This window comes from Synechococcus sp. A15-127 (assembly GCF_014280215.1).
In the GTDB taxonomy this organism is placed as follows: Bacteria; Cyanobacteriota; Cyanobacteriia; order PCC-6307; family Cyanobiaceae; genus Parasynechococcus.
Window position 1 is genome coordinate 2,069,815 of the sequence record NZ_CP047948.1, and the last position, 13,892, is coordinate 2,083,706.

Sequence of the window (13,892 nt, forward strand, 5' to 3'; positions counted from 1 at the left end):
GGACAGCTCTATTCAAAATATATAAAGGAGTAATCACCAGTGTAGTTTGTTTGTCTGAACCACCAGACCCACTCCTCAGGTGTGTTGAAGGCTTCGCAGGTGACTTGCCAGTACAGAAGATTAGCTTTTTCCTGTTCGTTTCGATAGCTTTCGACGCATAGGTACTTGTTTTGTTTGCCAACTCGCTCCATCTCTCGAAGGGCGAGATCAAGGTCATATGCGTGTAGATTGTGTAACGTCGTGATGGAGATTACCAAGTCAAAGGTGTTGTCTTCCCAAGGTAGATTGATAGCATTACCAGTTTGTACTCGGTCACTAATTTCCGGCTTGCAGTTGGCAATTGCATACTCTGATATGTCAATACCATAGATTTCTGCGTCGGGGATTACCTTTAAAAAGTCATAAAGAAGAAATCCTTTTCCACATCCAATATCCAGGATCTTGGGTTTTTCCGGAAGAGGATAATATTCAGTAATGGCGCGAGCTACTTTTTCCCAGCGTCCTTCAAGGTAGTTATACCCACCGTAGCAGACTCGGCGATCGCCATCCCAGTAATCCTGGGAGAATTTTTTGGCTAACTCTGCAGCTTTTGCTTTGGGATATATAGGGTCATTAACGCGTGCCAGGTAATCTCGTTTTGTACTTTTATGAAGTACACTCATGAAATCGAGTTCAGCCATTTTTAAGAGGATTGAGCTGAGATGGTTTGTTTGAATTAAGCCATTGCATGCATAAATGTCCGACAACAAGTTGTGTATCTTCTGCAACTTGCATGTCGTTTATTTCGAAGTGAATTATTTTTTTGGCTATGTCTTTGCAGCGTCCTCCGTTAAACGCGATAATTGCATAGGTTTTAATACTCATTTGATTAGCAGCTTCCAAAACTTTGACGATGTTTGGCGAATTCCCACTGCCGGAGAGTGCGATCAATATATCTCCTTGACGTCCCTTCACCTCAATTTGGTGTGAGTAAATGTTTTCATAACCAGTGTCATTGGCAAGGCAAGTCACGACTCCACTATTGGCTGACAGTGCTTCTATGCGTAAACCAGGTAGTTTTGCGCCTGTTCCGCAAGCGCCGATGCCATAATGCAGATCGTTGGCAACATGAATAGCGTTTGCCGCGCTTCCTCCATTTCCGCAGATGTAGACATTTCGTCCATCAATCCACGCTTCACGAAGCTCTTTTGCGAGATGTTCTACAGCTTCTAAATTGGTTTTGTTGAAACAGCCTTGCAGACGCTCCAAATAAGAAAAAGCGCCATTTACGAAGGAGACAGTTTTGGTCGAAGAAGCAGTCATGCCTGGTCTCGTACTAATTGTTGTGCTGTCGTCAGAGACTCGGGCGTGCCAATATCCAGGTATGACTGGTTGGTGTGCCAGGTCTGGATTCGGCCCAGCATCTCGGGGATCACCTCAGTGCTGAAGTCGGTTGGCATTGGTGTCATGAGGTTGAGGCGATCCAGGAATTCTTGTTCGAAGGCGTACAGGGCACCGTTAGCTCTGTTCCCAGGTGGCTCTTTCAGTTTCTCATGAAAGGCTCGGACTACTAGCTGATTGTCAACCTCGACGATTCCGCAGCTGCTTGGCGTCTTGGTCTCGAAAGTCAGCATAGTCAGTTCGCAGATGGACTGTCGGTGATGGTGGGCATCCAAGAAAGTTTCCAAGTCCCCCTTCATAAAGTTGTCGGCATGAATGAGCAAACCTGTGAAACCCTCAAAAAACTCCTGGTTAGCCAGTAGGGTTCCGGCGGTGCCCAATAACTCAGGCTCGTGAACCGTACGCACGGTCATAAGGTCGCTTTGCCAGCCCTTTAGGAAGGTCGTGACTTTCTCGTGTAAATAATGGGTGTTGATTAGTACTGAATCACAACCGGCGAGCTCTAGCTTTACGAGCCAACGACCAAGCAGGGGTTCTCCAGCAATGTTCACCAAGCATTTTGGAGTGTGCAGAGTGATGGGTTTAAGTCGCGTTCCAAGCCCTGCGGCCAGAAGTATTGCGCGGAAAGGCCGTTTCATCCCAGGTTCAGGACAGGTAGAGCCTGGTCAATGATCAAATCTGCTAGTGCAAAGCTTGCGGTAAAGGCAGGGGAGATCGCATTTAGTACATGCGTGCTGCTTGGTCCGGGTATGCAAAGAAAGTCATCTTCAAGTCGTTCTGTCTGTCGATTAAACAGTTGTGAGCGGATTCCTACCTTTTGGCTGAGCTCGATGTTGTTCGGTCTGACAGCTGGAATCAGCTCTTGGGCAGCTCGAATGAGCAACGGTGGAAGTGTCAGAAAAGCCTGTTCATGCACATAGCGACGGAATCCACCACGGTTGTTTAGATATTGGCGAGCTAGTAACCCAATATTCTTTGCTGCCATGCCCGGTTCGATGGCTTGAAGACCTCTGTAATTCTCCCTGCCAAATGCAGGTGTTGCTGTAGGCCCAATGCTCACGATTGGTGTCGTATCTGCACTTGGCGTGAAGTGAACCCCAAGAAATGGAACGTTAAGATCGGGCACTGGATAGAGGTTTGTTCTTGGTTGGATTGGGCAATTTGCCTTGAGCTGCCAGTAGAGGCCCTTGAACGGGAGCAAGGTGTATTGGTGGCCCACCCCAAACGGGTAGGCCACCCGATCGGCCTGCAGGCCTGCGCAGTTGATCACATGCGAGTAGTTGATCGATCCGCCATCCGCGAGAAGCAGCTCACGGCACTTCGGCTTTGCTTTCCACCCCGAACAGCCTTTAACAAAGGAAACGCCCTGCTCTCTTAGCTCCTGTTCAAGCCGAATCACAACGTCAAGTGGTTTCACCACAGCCGTGTTTGGGCTCCACAGGGCGCGGCCACTGGCACTGCGGGCCTCTGGGATCAAATGGCGGAGCTGGGTTTCATCCAAAAACTCGACTGTGGCGCCATTGGCGGTGCCGCGCTCAGCCAACACATCCAGCTGGGCATCTAACTCCAGCTTGGGCGGCACAATCACCTTGCCGCAAGCATTCATAGGCAAGCCACGCTCCTGCACCCAGGCCCTCAGGCGCCTGGCGCCGCCCACACAGACCCGTGCCTTAACACTGCCTGGTTTGTAATAGAGCCCCGCATGCAGCACGCCGCTGTTGCGGCCGGAACTGTGGCGGCCAAGCCCAGGCTCCTTGTCAAGGACAGTGATGCTGGATGTGATCTTGCGCTCCAGCAGCTGATGGGCCAGGCAAAGTCCCACCATGCCGCCGCCTACGATCAACACATCACAACTGTGGTGACTCATCGCGGCGCTGGGGTGCCCTGCTTCAGGAGGAGCAAGGGGAATTCTTCAAGGCTGTCAAGCAACTGCAGGCCTGAGGCGGTGCTTGTATCGCCGGCCTGGCGGCCCTGTTCATACCACTGCACTACAGAGGCACGAGCATTACGTCCATGACCGCTCAGCACGTGGAAAAGGATGGCCAAATCTGCCGCGGCGCCGGCCTGTAGATCACTGAGACGATCGCCGATCAGCATTGAGCGCCCCAGATCAAGATTGAGGGCTGTTGCGGCCTCTAAGAGCATCTGCGGGCTGGGCTTGCGCCAACTACCTGCAGGAGCATCCGGCCCATGGCCATTGGCATATATGGCCGCAAGCGGCGCGTCTAATCCAAGTAACTCCTGCATACGCTGGTTGACCCGTTCAACGTGATTCCACTCGAAGAAGCCCCGCGCGATCCCAGACTGGTTTGTAATCAGAACAACAGGCCATCCGTGACTATCAGCCGATGCAATGAGCTGCCGAGAGCCTGGGCACAACCGCACGTGATCGGGATCACTGAGGTGATGGCAATCCTCGATAACTACACCGTCGCGGTCTAAGAATAGTGCTGGAGTTCTTTGGCAAAAAGGTGATACGAATAATCGATATTTTTGGATATCTTCTCTCATTTCGTTGGCAATCAAAGAGCTAAATCAATCATGTCAGCGGGGCATCCATCCGACTGGACCAATCCTTGATCGAGGCGGATAATTCGATCACAGCGCCTCACGGTGCAAAGCCTATGGGCAATCATCACGATCGTGAGGTTTCTGCTTAGTCCCTCAATCGCCTCCATGACCGCCTGCTCAGTGCTGGTGTCGAGAGCGCTCGTAGCCTCATCAAAGACAAGAATCTGGGCCTGTTTGTAGAGCGCCCGGGCGATGCCGATGCGCTGGCGTTGCCCGCCACTCAATCGAATACCTCGCTCTCCTACAAAACTGTTGTAGCCCTGCGGACTGCTTTCGATGAAAGTGGCGATCTGGGCCTGTTGAGCCGCCCGCCTCACCTGTGCATGATCGATCTGATTGAGAGGCAAGCCAAAGGCAATATTTTCGGCGAATGAGGTATCTGTCAGATAGATGCTCTGGGGCACGTGGGCGATCGCCGCTCGCCAGGCATCCAAACGCTCCGGATGGCTCGGATCGTGGAGGTCGTCGCCATTCACCAGGATTCTGCCGGCTGTGGGCTGCAGCAGACCCATCAGCAGATCCAGGGTTGTGCTCTTGCCGCTGCCAGTGCTGCCTATTAGTCCGATCCGCTCGCCTTGACGTATCTCCAAATGCAGACCTTTGAGTACCTCAGGGAGATCTGGGCCGTAGCGAAAGTGCACGTCTTTCAAACGGATCCCGTTAGTCAGCGTCAACGGAACGTGTAAGAGGAGGGAGCTGTCCGCAGGGAGTGGTTGATCCAGCAGCTGCATCACCGACGCAAGACTGTCTTTGGCGGCGCGGCTTTGGGCCCAGCCCTCGTATACCTTCTGGGCCATCGGCAACAGCCGTTGGGCGCCCAGGGCCAAGGCCCCCAGCAAGGGGAGGGCCCGGCTCACCCCCTGCTGGCTGACCAGCACGTAGCCGGCAACGGCGATCAGAGCCATCCCCGCCGGCTCCAGCACCAGACGCGGATAGGTGCTTAGAAAAATGGCATCAGCTGTAGCTCGCCGGAGGGGCTTATCGGCCAGCCGATAGTGGGTTTCATAGAAGCCCTGGTAGCCATTGAGCAACACGTCGCGGATGGCCCCCAACCCCTCCTGCAGGGTCTGGATCAAGCGTTGGTTGAGAAACACTTGTTGGCGAGCCAGCCGCTGCAAGGGCACCTGGCTCGACGCCATAGCGGCGGCATAGACAAGGGCCACCACCAGGCCAGTGCCCAGGGCGATCCCCCAATCAATCGCCAGCAGCGTCGCCACCAGGCTGGCTGCAATCAACCCCGAACTCAATAGCAGCAGCAGCGGGTTGAGCACCGCATTGGTCACCCGAATCACATCCGTGCTGATCGAGGCGATCAGCTGGCTGCTGTTGCGCGCTAGGTGCACCGCATAAGGCTGATAGAGAGTGCGCCGGTAGGCCTCACAGCTCAGGTCAGAGCCGATCGCCGCTGCCAGCCGTCCATTCAGCCACAGGGTCAGCAGCCGGATCGTGCCGGCCAGCAGAGAAGCGACGGAAAAGGCAAGCGTGATTGGCAGCAGCAGCTCCTCGGCGCTGGCGATCCCGAGCTTTGGTCCCCACTGCTGCACCAAGGACTGGTTCCAGAGCCCCTCGGGATTGGCCAACACCGCAAGAAACGGCAGCACCGCCGCCAGGCTCAGCACCTCCGCCGCACTGCTGGCCAGCATCACTAGTAAAAGCATCCACAGCTGCCAGCGCCGGCGGCGACCCAGATAGCCCCAGAGCTGACGCAGCAGCTGGCGCAGGCTTGGATCTGGCATGAGCGGTGATGCAGGCACTAAAGATAGTAGAGATGAGAGCTAGGAGCAGATGTATCGGGAATGATGGCGACTAAAGGCGAAGAGCCTGAAGCTGCCGCGGCACCAAACCCTTCAAGTCCACCAGCAACCCCTCCTGCGTGAGCATTGGCTGCCATTGATCCGGTTGCAGTTCCCTGAACTGCTGATGCGCCACCGCAACCACCACCGCACTCCAGCGCTCGCCATGGGGGATCACCGGCTGCACTGTGAGGCCGTATTTGAGTTGCGCTTCTTGCGAATCCACCCAGGGATCCACCACCAAAGGCCACATCCCGTAGCGCTGCAGTGCACAAATCAGATCCACCACACGTGTGTTGCGAAGATCTGGGCAGTTTTCCTTGAAGCTGAGCCCAAGCACTAGCACCTTGGCTTTGGCGATCACCATCCCCCGGCGAGCCATTTCCAACACCAGCTGCTCCACCACCCAGCGACCCATACCGTCGTTGATGCGCCGACCGGCCAGCACCACCTGGGGGTGGTAGCCCAGCTGTTCAGCTTTGTACGTGAGGTAATAGGGGTCGACGCCGATGCAATGGCCACCTACCAGCCCGGGCCGAAATGGCAGAAAGTTCCATTTCGTGCCAGCGGCCTCGAGCACATCCAAGGTGTCGATGTTCATCTGCCGGAAGATGATCGCAAGCTCGTTCACCAGGGCGATGTTGAGATCGCGCTGGGTGTTTTCGATCACCTTGGCGGCTTCAGCCACCTTGAGACTGCTGGCCTGGTAGGTCCCCGCCGCAATGATCGAGCCGTACAACGCATCCACCCAATCAGCAGCTTCGGGGGTGCTGCCACTAGTCACCTTGGTGATCTTTGTGAGCCTGTGCTCCTGGTCACCGGGATTGATCCGTTCCGGGCTGTAACCGCAACAAAAGCCTGCTCCTGGCTCCGCGGCGTCGAAGCGCAGGCCGCTCTCGCGCTCCAGGATCGGCACACATACCTCTTCAGTAGCACCTGGATAGACAGTGCTTTCGTAGATCACCACTGGGGTACTGCTGGTGCCCTGGGCAGCACGGGCCTTGAGCGCCCGACCCACTGCGGCACTGGCGTTCTCCAAGGGCCTAAGGTCGGGGCGTTTAGCCGAATCAATCGGCGTAGGCACCGTGACCACGAACACATCGGCTACTGCCAGCTGCTCTGGATCACTCTTGAACTCCAGCAGCTGCGCTGCCTGCAGCTCCTCCGAGCTGGTTTCATTAGTGCGGTCGAACCCCTGGCGCAGCTCGTTCAGTCGCTGGCCATTGATATCGAAGCCGATCACGCGCCGTTTCAGCGCCGTACCCGTGCGGCGGCAGGGCTGAGGCTTGGCGAATTCCACCGCCAGTGGCAGCCCCACGTATCCCAGGCCGATCACGGCCACGATGCAGGTGTTGAGCTCTGGGAAAAGGATCATGCGGCGTAAAACTCCCGATACCAGGCCACAAACCGAGCCACGCCGTCTTGCACTCGGGTGTTGGGCTTGAAACCCGTCCAGGCCTCCAGTGCTGAGGTATCCGCGGCGGTGGCGGGCACATCGCCGGGCTGCATCGGCAGAAACTCTTTGATGGCGGTAACACCCAGGGCGTTTTCCACCGCCTCGATGTAATCCATCAGCGGCGTGGGGTTGGAGTTGCCGATGTTGAACACCCGATGCGGGGCCCAGCTGGTGGCCGGATCCGGGCTGGCGCTATCGAACGCAGGATCGGGCGCGGCCGGTTTGTCGAGCAGGCGCACCAGGCTCTCGATGATGTCGTCGATATAAGTGAAATCACGCACCATCTGGCCGTTGTTGAACACCTGGATCGGCTCACCGGCCAGCATCGCCTTGGTGAACAGAAACAGGGCCATGTCCGGCCGGCCCCAAGGCCCATACACCGTGAAGAAGCGCAGGCCGGTGGCTGGAAGCCCATAAAGATGGCTGTAGGTGTGGGCCATCAGCTCGTTGGCCTTCTTGCTGGCCGCATAGAGACTCACCGGATGGTCCACGCTGTGGTGCTCGGAAAAGGGCAGCTGGGTGTTGCCGCCATACACCGAACTGCTGGAGGCATACACCAGATGCTCCACGTCGTGATGTCGGCAGCCCTCGAGGATGTGGCCAAAGCCCACCAGATTGCTCTGGATGTAGGCTGCCGGGTTCTCGATCGAATAGCGCACCCCCGCTTGGGCCGCCAGGTTCACCACCTGTTGGGGTTTGTGCTGATGGAAGGTCGCCTCCACGGCATCTCGATCCTCCAAATCGGCTTCGATCAGCTGGAAAGGGGTGCCAGCTTTTGAGGCTGCGGTCTCCAACTGAGCCATACGCGCTCGCTTCAGGGAGGGGTCGTAGTAAGGGTTGACGTTGTCAAAACCCACCACGGGTGTTCCCTGCTCCAGTAGCCGGCGGCTGAGGTGATATCCAATAAAACCTGCAGCACCGGTTACCAGAACAGTCATGCAGAGCAGAGAGAATGAAAAGTGATGAAATGCGGCACATATAGGTTGGTACCAGTTCGGCATCAAGCTCACTCCACCGTGGGTAACGGCAGAAACGTGTCGAACATGGTGTCTAGCACCGCAATTGAAACCACCGGTCCCCGTGCATCCAGCAGCGCGATCGGGCAGTGCTTCATCTCACCGGCAGATTGTTGATTCCGAGCAGCCGCAGCGCAAACAGCCACCGCCCGCCGCCGCTCCTGTTCCATCACTTAAGCCGCCAAAGTGTCGGACGATTCTTTAGGCTAAGTAATAACGATAATTAGTACATCACTGCTTAACGGGGGGTGGCGCACAAATGAGCTCGCTCGCAAAGAATCACTTAGTGGTGGTGGAGTTTGCTAAATACATATTGTCACTTCCGGTGGTGTTGTTTGCGAAGCGGGCCTGAGGCACAAGCTGCTTGCACATCGCTTGAAGCCATGCACCTTGTAGCCCTTCTTCAGCAACAGCTCCGCCAAATAACTGCCGTCCTGCATAGTGATGACTGTGACAGGGCGGTTTTGGGCGAGGGTGTTGCTATGGAGGTGATGAGGAATTAGTGAGGGTGTCGTTAAGGGGTTCAAACTGAAGCCTGCAGGAGGTTCAAGAAAGCTTCAGATGATCTAACGAAGCTTCACTGGGCGAGGGTGGCCCTTCGGAAGTCCAGGCCAACCGTTTCAGTTTGCAAATAGCAATACGTGTACACACCCCAGCTACTGAAACAACAGCGGACGGGAGCAGAGCTCGACCGCCTCGACTGCAGTTATTGGAGAATTCTGCCACGGATCGCATCCATCTACATGGGCACTGGAGAAGCCGATGCAACTACAGACCAGCCCCCAGGGAGAGATAGAGATTGTCGACACGATTACGTGTCAATGACGCCACGCAATCGCGCCACAACTGCTTGTCAGTAAGGGCTTTCCCCGCAGGGCTCCTTGTCAACCAAGCCGTGCTCCAGACGACAGCTTTTGGATCCTCAAGGCAATGCTGCAGCCGAAGGCCGCAATCGGTATAGATCTGCACCGAAAAGAAGGTTTGCTTGCGGTGAATGCAACGCCCCGCAGGCAGTGGTGAGCCTTCGAGCAGACGCAGCGCACGTAACGCGGGCTCGGCCAGCACGGTGGCCAGGGAAGGAGCCGCGTGAAACAACTCCCTCGTATCAGCTGCCCTGATCAGCGCTTCCAGCCGTGGCTGTTCAGCCAGGTTGCGGGTCCAGCGACATATCGAAATCAGCAACCAGGTGCCCCAACCCTTCCACCGAGAAGCGCTGCATCCTTGGGCACAGCCCTGCCAAATGGGTATTGGGCTGCTCCATCCAGTGACGCATCAGCTCGCATTAGGGCATTCAAGCTGCGGACCACCCGCAGAAAGAGCAGGCCCAATTGACCTTCCTTACTTATGGCCTCAAGGCCACTGCGCTCCAGGCTGGTGGTGAGGGTCATCGCCGCGAGCCGAAACACCACTGAAATTAGCTGGAACGGCCTTCACGGCCTAGCCAGGCGGGAAAGGATCAGTTGGTGTTGATCAGGCGGAACAGGGTCCAGATCTGCACCAGACCGCCCAACGGCTGACTCACCGCATTGATGGCGTCGCTGGCCCGCGCCAGGGTGCTGCGGTTCACCTTCACCGAGTCTCCATCCCGAAGCGGTGGATTCTTCTCGTTCGAGGCTCCCTCTCCCAGATCAATCCGGAACTTCTTCAACGTGGCACTGCCATTGCGGTTGATCCGCACCAACTCCACATTGCCGGTGCTGGCCCGCCAGTTCTTCGGGCCGCCGGCTGCCAGCACCGCCTGCACCAACGGCGTGTTGGCCTGCAATTCAACCCGCCCAGGGTTTTCCACCTCACCGATCACATTCACGGAAATCACCTGAGGCGAAAGATTCACGGCCGCCAGCTCCACAGCTTCCTCAGGGGTCTCCTCCGCCTCGCTGATTCGAATCGTGTCGCCATCAAACAGGAAAGGGTTCTGGCTCTGGTTGCCATCCAGAACAAGATCCAACAGATCCAGCTCCGCCTGCTTGTAACTGAGCTCACTCTCTATCCCTGGCAGACGGCGCTGCAGCACCACCCCCCGCAGATTGGCGTTCTGGGTGATGCCACCAGCCTTCTGGATCGCATCCACCACCGTTGGTAAACCGCTCAGCCGAATTTCTGGCCCGCCTTCGGTCTGGCCAGTTTCGCTGGTGGTGAGGGAATAGATGCCGGGCCGTTCCACCTGCCCCACAAGGGCCACACGGATCGGACGCGGTTTCACCACCCGCAGCTGCAGATCCGGCCGTAGCAGTTCCTTGCTCATCAGTTGCTGCACCCAATGGGTCGCCTGCTGCAGCGTCAAACCGCTGAGCCGAACGCTGCCCACCAACGGCAAAGGCACACTGCCGTCGTTCAACACCTCAAGGGAACCAGACAGCTCTTCAGCGTCAAACAGCTTCAGGTCGAGGACATCGCCTGGACCAATGATGTAAGCGTCCTCCTGAAGCGTCGACACGGACTGCTCAGTCGGCATCGCCCCGACGGGCAGCACGGCAACTCCCAGAGCCAACGTCAACGCCAGAGATCGCAGAACAGGCATCGAGGCTCTTGTCAGCCGGAATGAGTGTGCAAGTGTCCCATGCGTTCTTGGAGTGACGAGCACTGCCGGTTAAGTTGCAAATCCGTCATGCCATGTTGAATGTCGAATCTGGTGGCCGCACCGGGGCAATCACCGGATTTCGATCCCCGCAAAGATCAGACCGTGCGGGTGAGAAATCATGGCGCAACCGAGATTGTCAAAACGGATGACGAAATTGATCTACGCGAGCTCTGGCGAGCACTGCAGCGCCGCAAAAAACTGGTCGCCGTGACCGCCGGCAGCGTCATCGTGCTGGCGGCACTGTTCACCACCTATCAACGCCTGTTCCGTCCCGTTTATCAGGGCTCGTTCTCCCTCCTGATCACCGACCCGATCAGCAATGAGGGCGGCGGTCGAGCAGGCATGGCCAACGTGGAAGGCACAATGTTTGAGCAGCTAGCCCGCAACACCACAAGCAACGACATTCCCACGCTGATTGAGGTGCTGAAAAGCCCAGTGCTGCTTCAACCGGTTGCCGACAAGTTTGAGCTCTCAACGGGTGCACTGAGATCGAGAGTCAACATCAGCACTGGTGGCGCAAAACGCAAGGAAGCCGAGGGTGTTTTGAATGTGAGCCTCACAGGTCGCGATCCAGTAGAGGATGAGCTTCTGCTGAAGGCCTTGAGCAGCACCTACCTGCAGGCAGCCCTGCAGCAGCGCCAGCAACGCCTCGCTGATGGCCTCGCATTCCTCAACAAACAAGCCCCTTCGCTGCAGACCAGGCTCGATCAATTGCAGGGAGAATTGGCCGGCTTCCGCACCCGTTATTCGCTGCTGGAGCCCACAGCTGAAGCAGGAGCGCTGAAAGAGCGCGAAACCTCTATGGCAGCACAGGTGCTTGGACTGGAGGCTGATCGCAACCGGCTTCTCAAAGTGCGCGATGAGATCTCTGGCGGCACCCTCACCGCCCGCGGCTTCCAGGAGGCGATCGGCAACACAGGTGGGGCGCAGGCCAACAGCGGTCTCACCGTCAGCGATGTGGACCAGAGTCTGCTGCAACAACTGCTCAAGGTGGAAACGGAGTTGGCAGAGGCCCGATCCCGCTACAACCCCGGCTCCTCGATGGTGCTCGGTCTCGAAGAACGGCTCAACCAGCTCAGGCCGCTACTGCGCCAGAACCAATTGGAGGCTGCCGATGCAGCCCTCAGTCTCAATGCCGGACGCTTAGCCACTGCCCGCATGCAACAGGCCACCCTCAACCAGCAGTTCCTGCAGCAGCCTGGCCTGATCAAGCAGTACGAAGCCCTGCGGCAGCGTTTGGAGATCGCCAAACAAAACCTGGCCGGACTTGTGACGGCCAGGGAGAAATTCCAATTGGAGATTGCCCAGCGCACCGTTCCCTGGCGTGTGATCGCGGAACCCACGATCAACCCAAAACCGATCAAACCATCAGTCCCTCGGAACCTAGCCCTAGGCACCGTCTTGGGCCTGGTGGCCGGCGCTGCCGCAGGTCTTCTACGCGACCGCATGGACCATGTGTTCCACCACGCCGGTGAAGTCAAAGACGACCTCAACCTGCCCCTACTTGGCCATATCCCCCACGTGGAGTTCTTCAAAGGGGTGCGGGAAGACAAACGCTTTCTGTTGCAAGAACTGGACAAGTCCGTCACCACTGGAGAAGACGCTGATACCGCCAAACAGCGCCGCTACCAGCGCTTCTTCTATCAGGAGGCCTTCCGCAACCTCTTCACCTCAATCCGCTTTCTCAACAGCGACCAGCCACTTCGTTCCATCGCCCTCACCAGTTCGCTGCCGGCAGAAGGCAAATCCCTCGTGAACGTGCTGTTGGCCAAGACCCTCTCTGAGATGGGCCAGCGGGTGCTGTTGATCGACGCTGACCTACGCAAACCGCAGATGCACGTGCGACTTGGCCTTAATAACCTCAGCGGCCTCAGCAACGTGCTCACAGAAGACGACCAAACCTGGCGCGATGCAATTCAGACCGTGCCCGGTTACAACAACTGGACCGTGCTCACAGCCGGACGACGGCCGCCCGACCCCACCCGCCTGCTCAGCTCCAATCGCATGCGCTCACTTGTCAACGAACTGGAGCAATCAGGTCAGTTCGATCTGGTGCTGTTTGACACGCCCCCGGTGCTGGGTCTGGCTGATGCAGCCTTAGTGGCCGAGCACTGCGATGGGTTGATGCTGCTCGTCAGCCTGGATCGCGTCGATCGCTCCTTACCCAAAGAATCCATTGCCCGCATCCGCAGCAGTGGCGCACCACTGCTGGGCATCGTCACCAATGCCCTTAAGCCGGAGAAGCAAAGTGCCGCCTACGGCTACGGCAAATATGGCTACGGCAAGTACGGCTATGGCAAATACGGCTATGGCTATGGCGGTTACGGGGGCTATGGCTACGGCGGCTACGGCTACGCCGCTTACGACACCTCTGCGGCTTACGCCTATTACGCCAACGATGAGGACGAAACTCAGCCAAGCGAGAACGGCGATTCGTCCGCAGCTGTGACAACCCGCAAACGCCGCAGCCTGCAGCCATCCAGCAATGGCAATGGGAAAGGCAGCGACAAAGCCCCTAACCTGCGCGATCGTTGGCGGGCCCAGCGTCAACGGCTGATGAAGTGGCTGGACAACTGATGCAACGCTCCCGTTATTTCCGCATCGACTGGGTACTGGTCGATCAACTCGCCATTGGTCCAGCCCCTCGCGCTGAACGGCACCTGGATCGCCTGCGGGAAGCAGGAATCCGTTGTGTCCTCAGCCTCTGCGCCCCCGACGAAGCCACACCACCTGCAGGATTGGGCGAAGGCTTCCGAACAAGTCGATACGTGTTGCCGGACCACCGTGCCGGCCGCCTGCCCACCCTGGCTGAACTGGAAACTGCCTTATCACATTTGGCCGAGCTACATCAGCACGGTCCGGTCTTCGTGCACTGCGTAGCAGCGATGGAACGCTCACCCTTGGTCTGCCTGGCCTTGTTGGTGCGCCAGCACCGCATGAGCCCGGAGCGGGCCCTCGATTACCTGATGCAACAGCACCCCGGTACGAACCCGCTGCCGGGTCAGTTGGCCCTACTGCACGAATTGCGCATTCAACAGACTGCGGCTTGACGACAATCAATGACGCAATCAGTTCGTAAGTGTTCTTGGCTGACG

13 protein-coding genes and 1 pseudogene are annotated in these 13,892 nt (G+C 57.2%); 2 read left to right on the forward strand and 12 right to left on the reverse strand.

Translation table 11 applies throughout. The features are described 5' to 3' along the window. Nucleotides 1-8: 8 nt before the first annotated feature. From SynA15127_RS11040 to SynA15127_RS11095, 12 genes and pseudogenes are all read right to left on the reverse strand, one after another. The gene (locus SynA15127_RS11040; protein ID WP_186484146.1) at nucleotides 9-680 is read right to left on the reverse strand and encodes a class I SAM-dependent methyltransferase; all 672 of its coding nucleotides are present in this window, start codon (nucleotides 678-680) and stop codon (nucleotides 9-11) included. Continuing rightward, complete coding sequence (locus SynA15127_RS11045; protein WP_186484147.1) at nucleotides 673-1,302, reverse strand: SIS domain-containing protein; 630 nt, start codon at nucleotides 1,300-1,302, stop codon at nucleotides 673-675. Before SynA15127_RS11045 ends, SynA15127_RS11040 begins: the two co-directional genes overlap by 8 nt. Further along, nucleotides 1,299-2,018 carry a nucleotidyltransferase family protein gene (locus SynA15127_RS11050; protein WP_186484148.1) on the reverse strand — a complete coding sequence of 240 codons (720 nt, stop codon included), beginning with the start codon at nucleotides 2,016-2,018 and terminating at the stop codon, nucleotides 1,299-1,301. The genes SynA15127_RS11045 and SynA15127_RS11050 overlap by 4 nt, the downstream gene beginning before the upstream one ends. Continuing rightward, the gene (locus tag SynA15127_RS11055; protein WP_186484149.1) at nucleotides 2,015-3,247 is read right to left on the reverse strand and encodes an NAD(P)/FAD-dependent oxidoreductase; all 1,233 of its coding nucleotides are present in this window, start codon (nucleotides 3,245-3,247) and stop codon (nucleotides 2,015-2,017) included. Before SynA15127_RS11055 ends, SynA15127_RS11050 begins: the two co-directional genes overlap by 4 nt. After that, a complete protein-coding gene (locus SynA15127_RS11060; protein ID WP_186484150.1) occupies nucleotides 3,244-3,906 on the reverse strand; it encodes an HAD-IIIA family hydrolase in 663 nt (220 codons plus the stop codon). Before SynA15127_RS11060 ends, SynA15127_RS11055 begins: the two co-directional genes overlap by 4 nt. Beyond that, nucleotides 3,903-5,687, reverse strand: a complete 1,785-nt coding sequence (locus tag SynA15127_RS11065) for an ABC transporter ATP-binding protein (RefSeq protein ID WP_222930456.1) — start codon at nucleotides 5,685-5,687, stop codon at nucleotides 3,903-3,905. The genes SynA15127_RS11060 and SynA15127_RS11065 overlap by 4 nt, the downstream gene beginning before the upstream one ends. Nucleotides 5,688-5,757: 70 nt before the next feature. Further along, on the reverse strand, nucleotides 5,758-7,119 hold the full coding sequence (locus SynA15127_RS11070) for a nucleotide sugar dehydrogenase (RefSeq protein WP_186484151.1): 1,362 nt from the start codon (nucleotides 7,117-7,119) through the stop codon (nucleotides 5,758-5,760). After that, nucleotides 7,116-8,138 (reverse strand): NAD-dependent epimerase, encoded by a 1,023-nt coding sequence (locus SynA15127_RS11075; protein ID WP_304623139.1) that lies wholly within the window; start codon nucleotides 8,136-8,138, stop codon nucleotides 7,116-7,118. The genes SynA15127_RS11070 and SynA15127_RS11075 overlap by 4 nt, the downstream gene beginning before the upstream one ends. Before the next feature lie 68 nt (nucleotides 8,139-8,206). After that, nucleotides 8,207-8,386: a hypothetical protein gene (locus SynA15127_RS11080; protein ID WP_186484152.1), complete on the reverse strand. Its 180-nt coding sequence runs from the start codon at nucleotides 8,384-8,386 to the stop codon at nucleotides 8,207-8,209. A 189-nt stretch (nucleotides 8,387-8,575) separates the two neighbouring features. Beyond that, nucleotides 8,576-8,656 (reverse strand): annotated as a pseudogene (locus SynA15127_RS13585) (GDP-mannose 4,6-dehydratase); the annotation flags it as partial. Between the two features lie 328 nt (nucleotides 8,657-8,984). Continuing rightward, nucleotides 8,985-9,311 (reverse strand): hypothetical protein, encoded by a 327-nt coding sequence (locus SynA15127_RS11090; RefSeq protein WP_186484154.1) that lies wholly within the window; start codon nucleotides 9,309-9,311, stop codon nucleotides 8,985-8,987. 361 nt (nucleotides 9,312-9,672) lie between these two features. Next, on the reverse strand, nucleotides 9,673-10,737 hold the full coding sequence (locus tag SynA15127_RS11095) for a polysaccharide biosynthesis/export family protein (protein WP_186484155.1): 1,065 nt from the start codon (nucleotides 10,735-10,737) through the stop codon (nucleotides 9,673-9,675). Nucleotides 10,738-10,836: 99 nt separating this feature from the next. Between SynA15127_RS11095 and SynA15127_RS11100 the strand changes: the two genes are divergently transcribed. Both SynA15127_RS11100 and SynA15127_RS11105 read left to right on the forward strand, forming a co-directional pair. After that, on the forward strand, nucleotides 10,837-13,374 hold the full coding sequence (locus SynA15127_RS11100) for a polysaccharide biosynthesis tyrosine autokinase (protein WP_186484156.1): 2,538 nt from the start codon (nucleotides 10,837-10,839) through the stop codon (nucleotides 13,372-13,374). Then, a complete protein-coding gene (locus tag SynA15127_RS11105; RefSeq protein WP_255475484.1) occupies nucleotides 13,359-13,847 on the forward strand; it encodes a dual specificity protein phosphatase family protein in 489 nt (162 codons plus the stop codon). The genes SynA15127_RS11100 and SynA15127_RS11105 overlap by 16 nt, the downstream gene beginning before the upstream one ends. The last annotated feature ends 45 nt before the right edge of the window (nucleotides 13,848-13,892 follow it).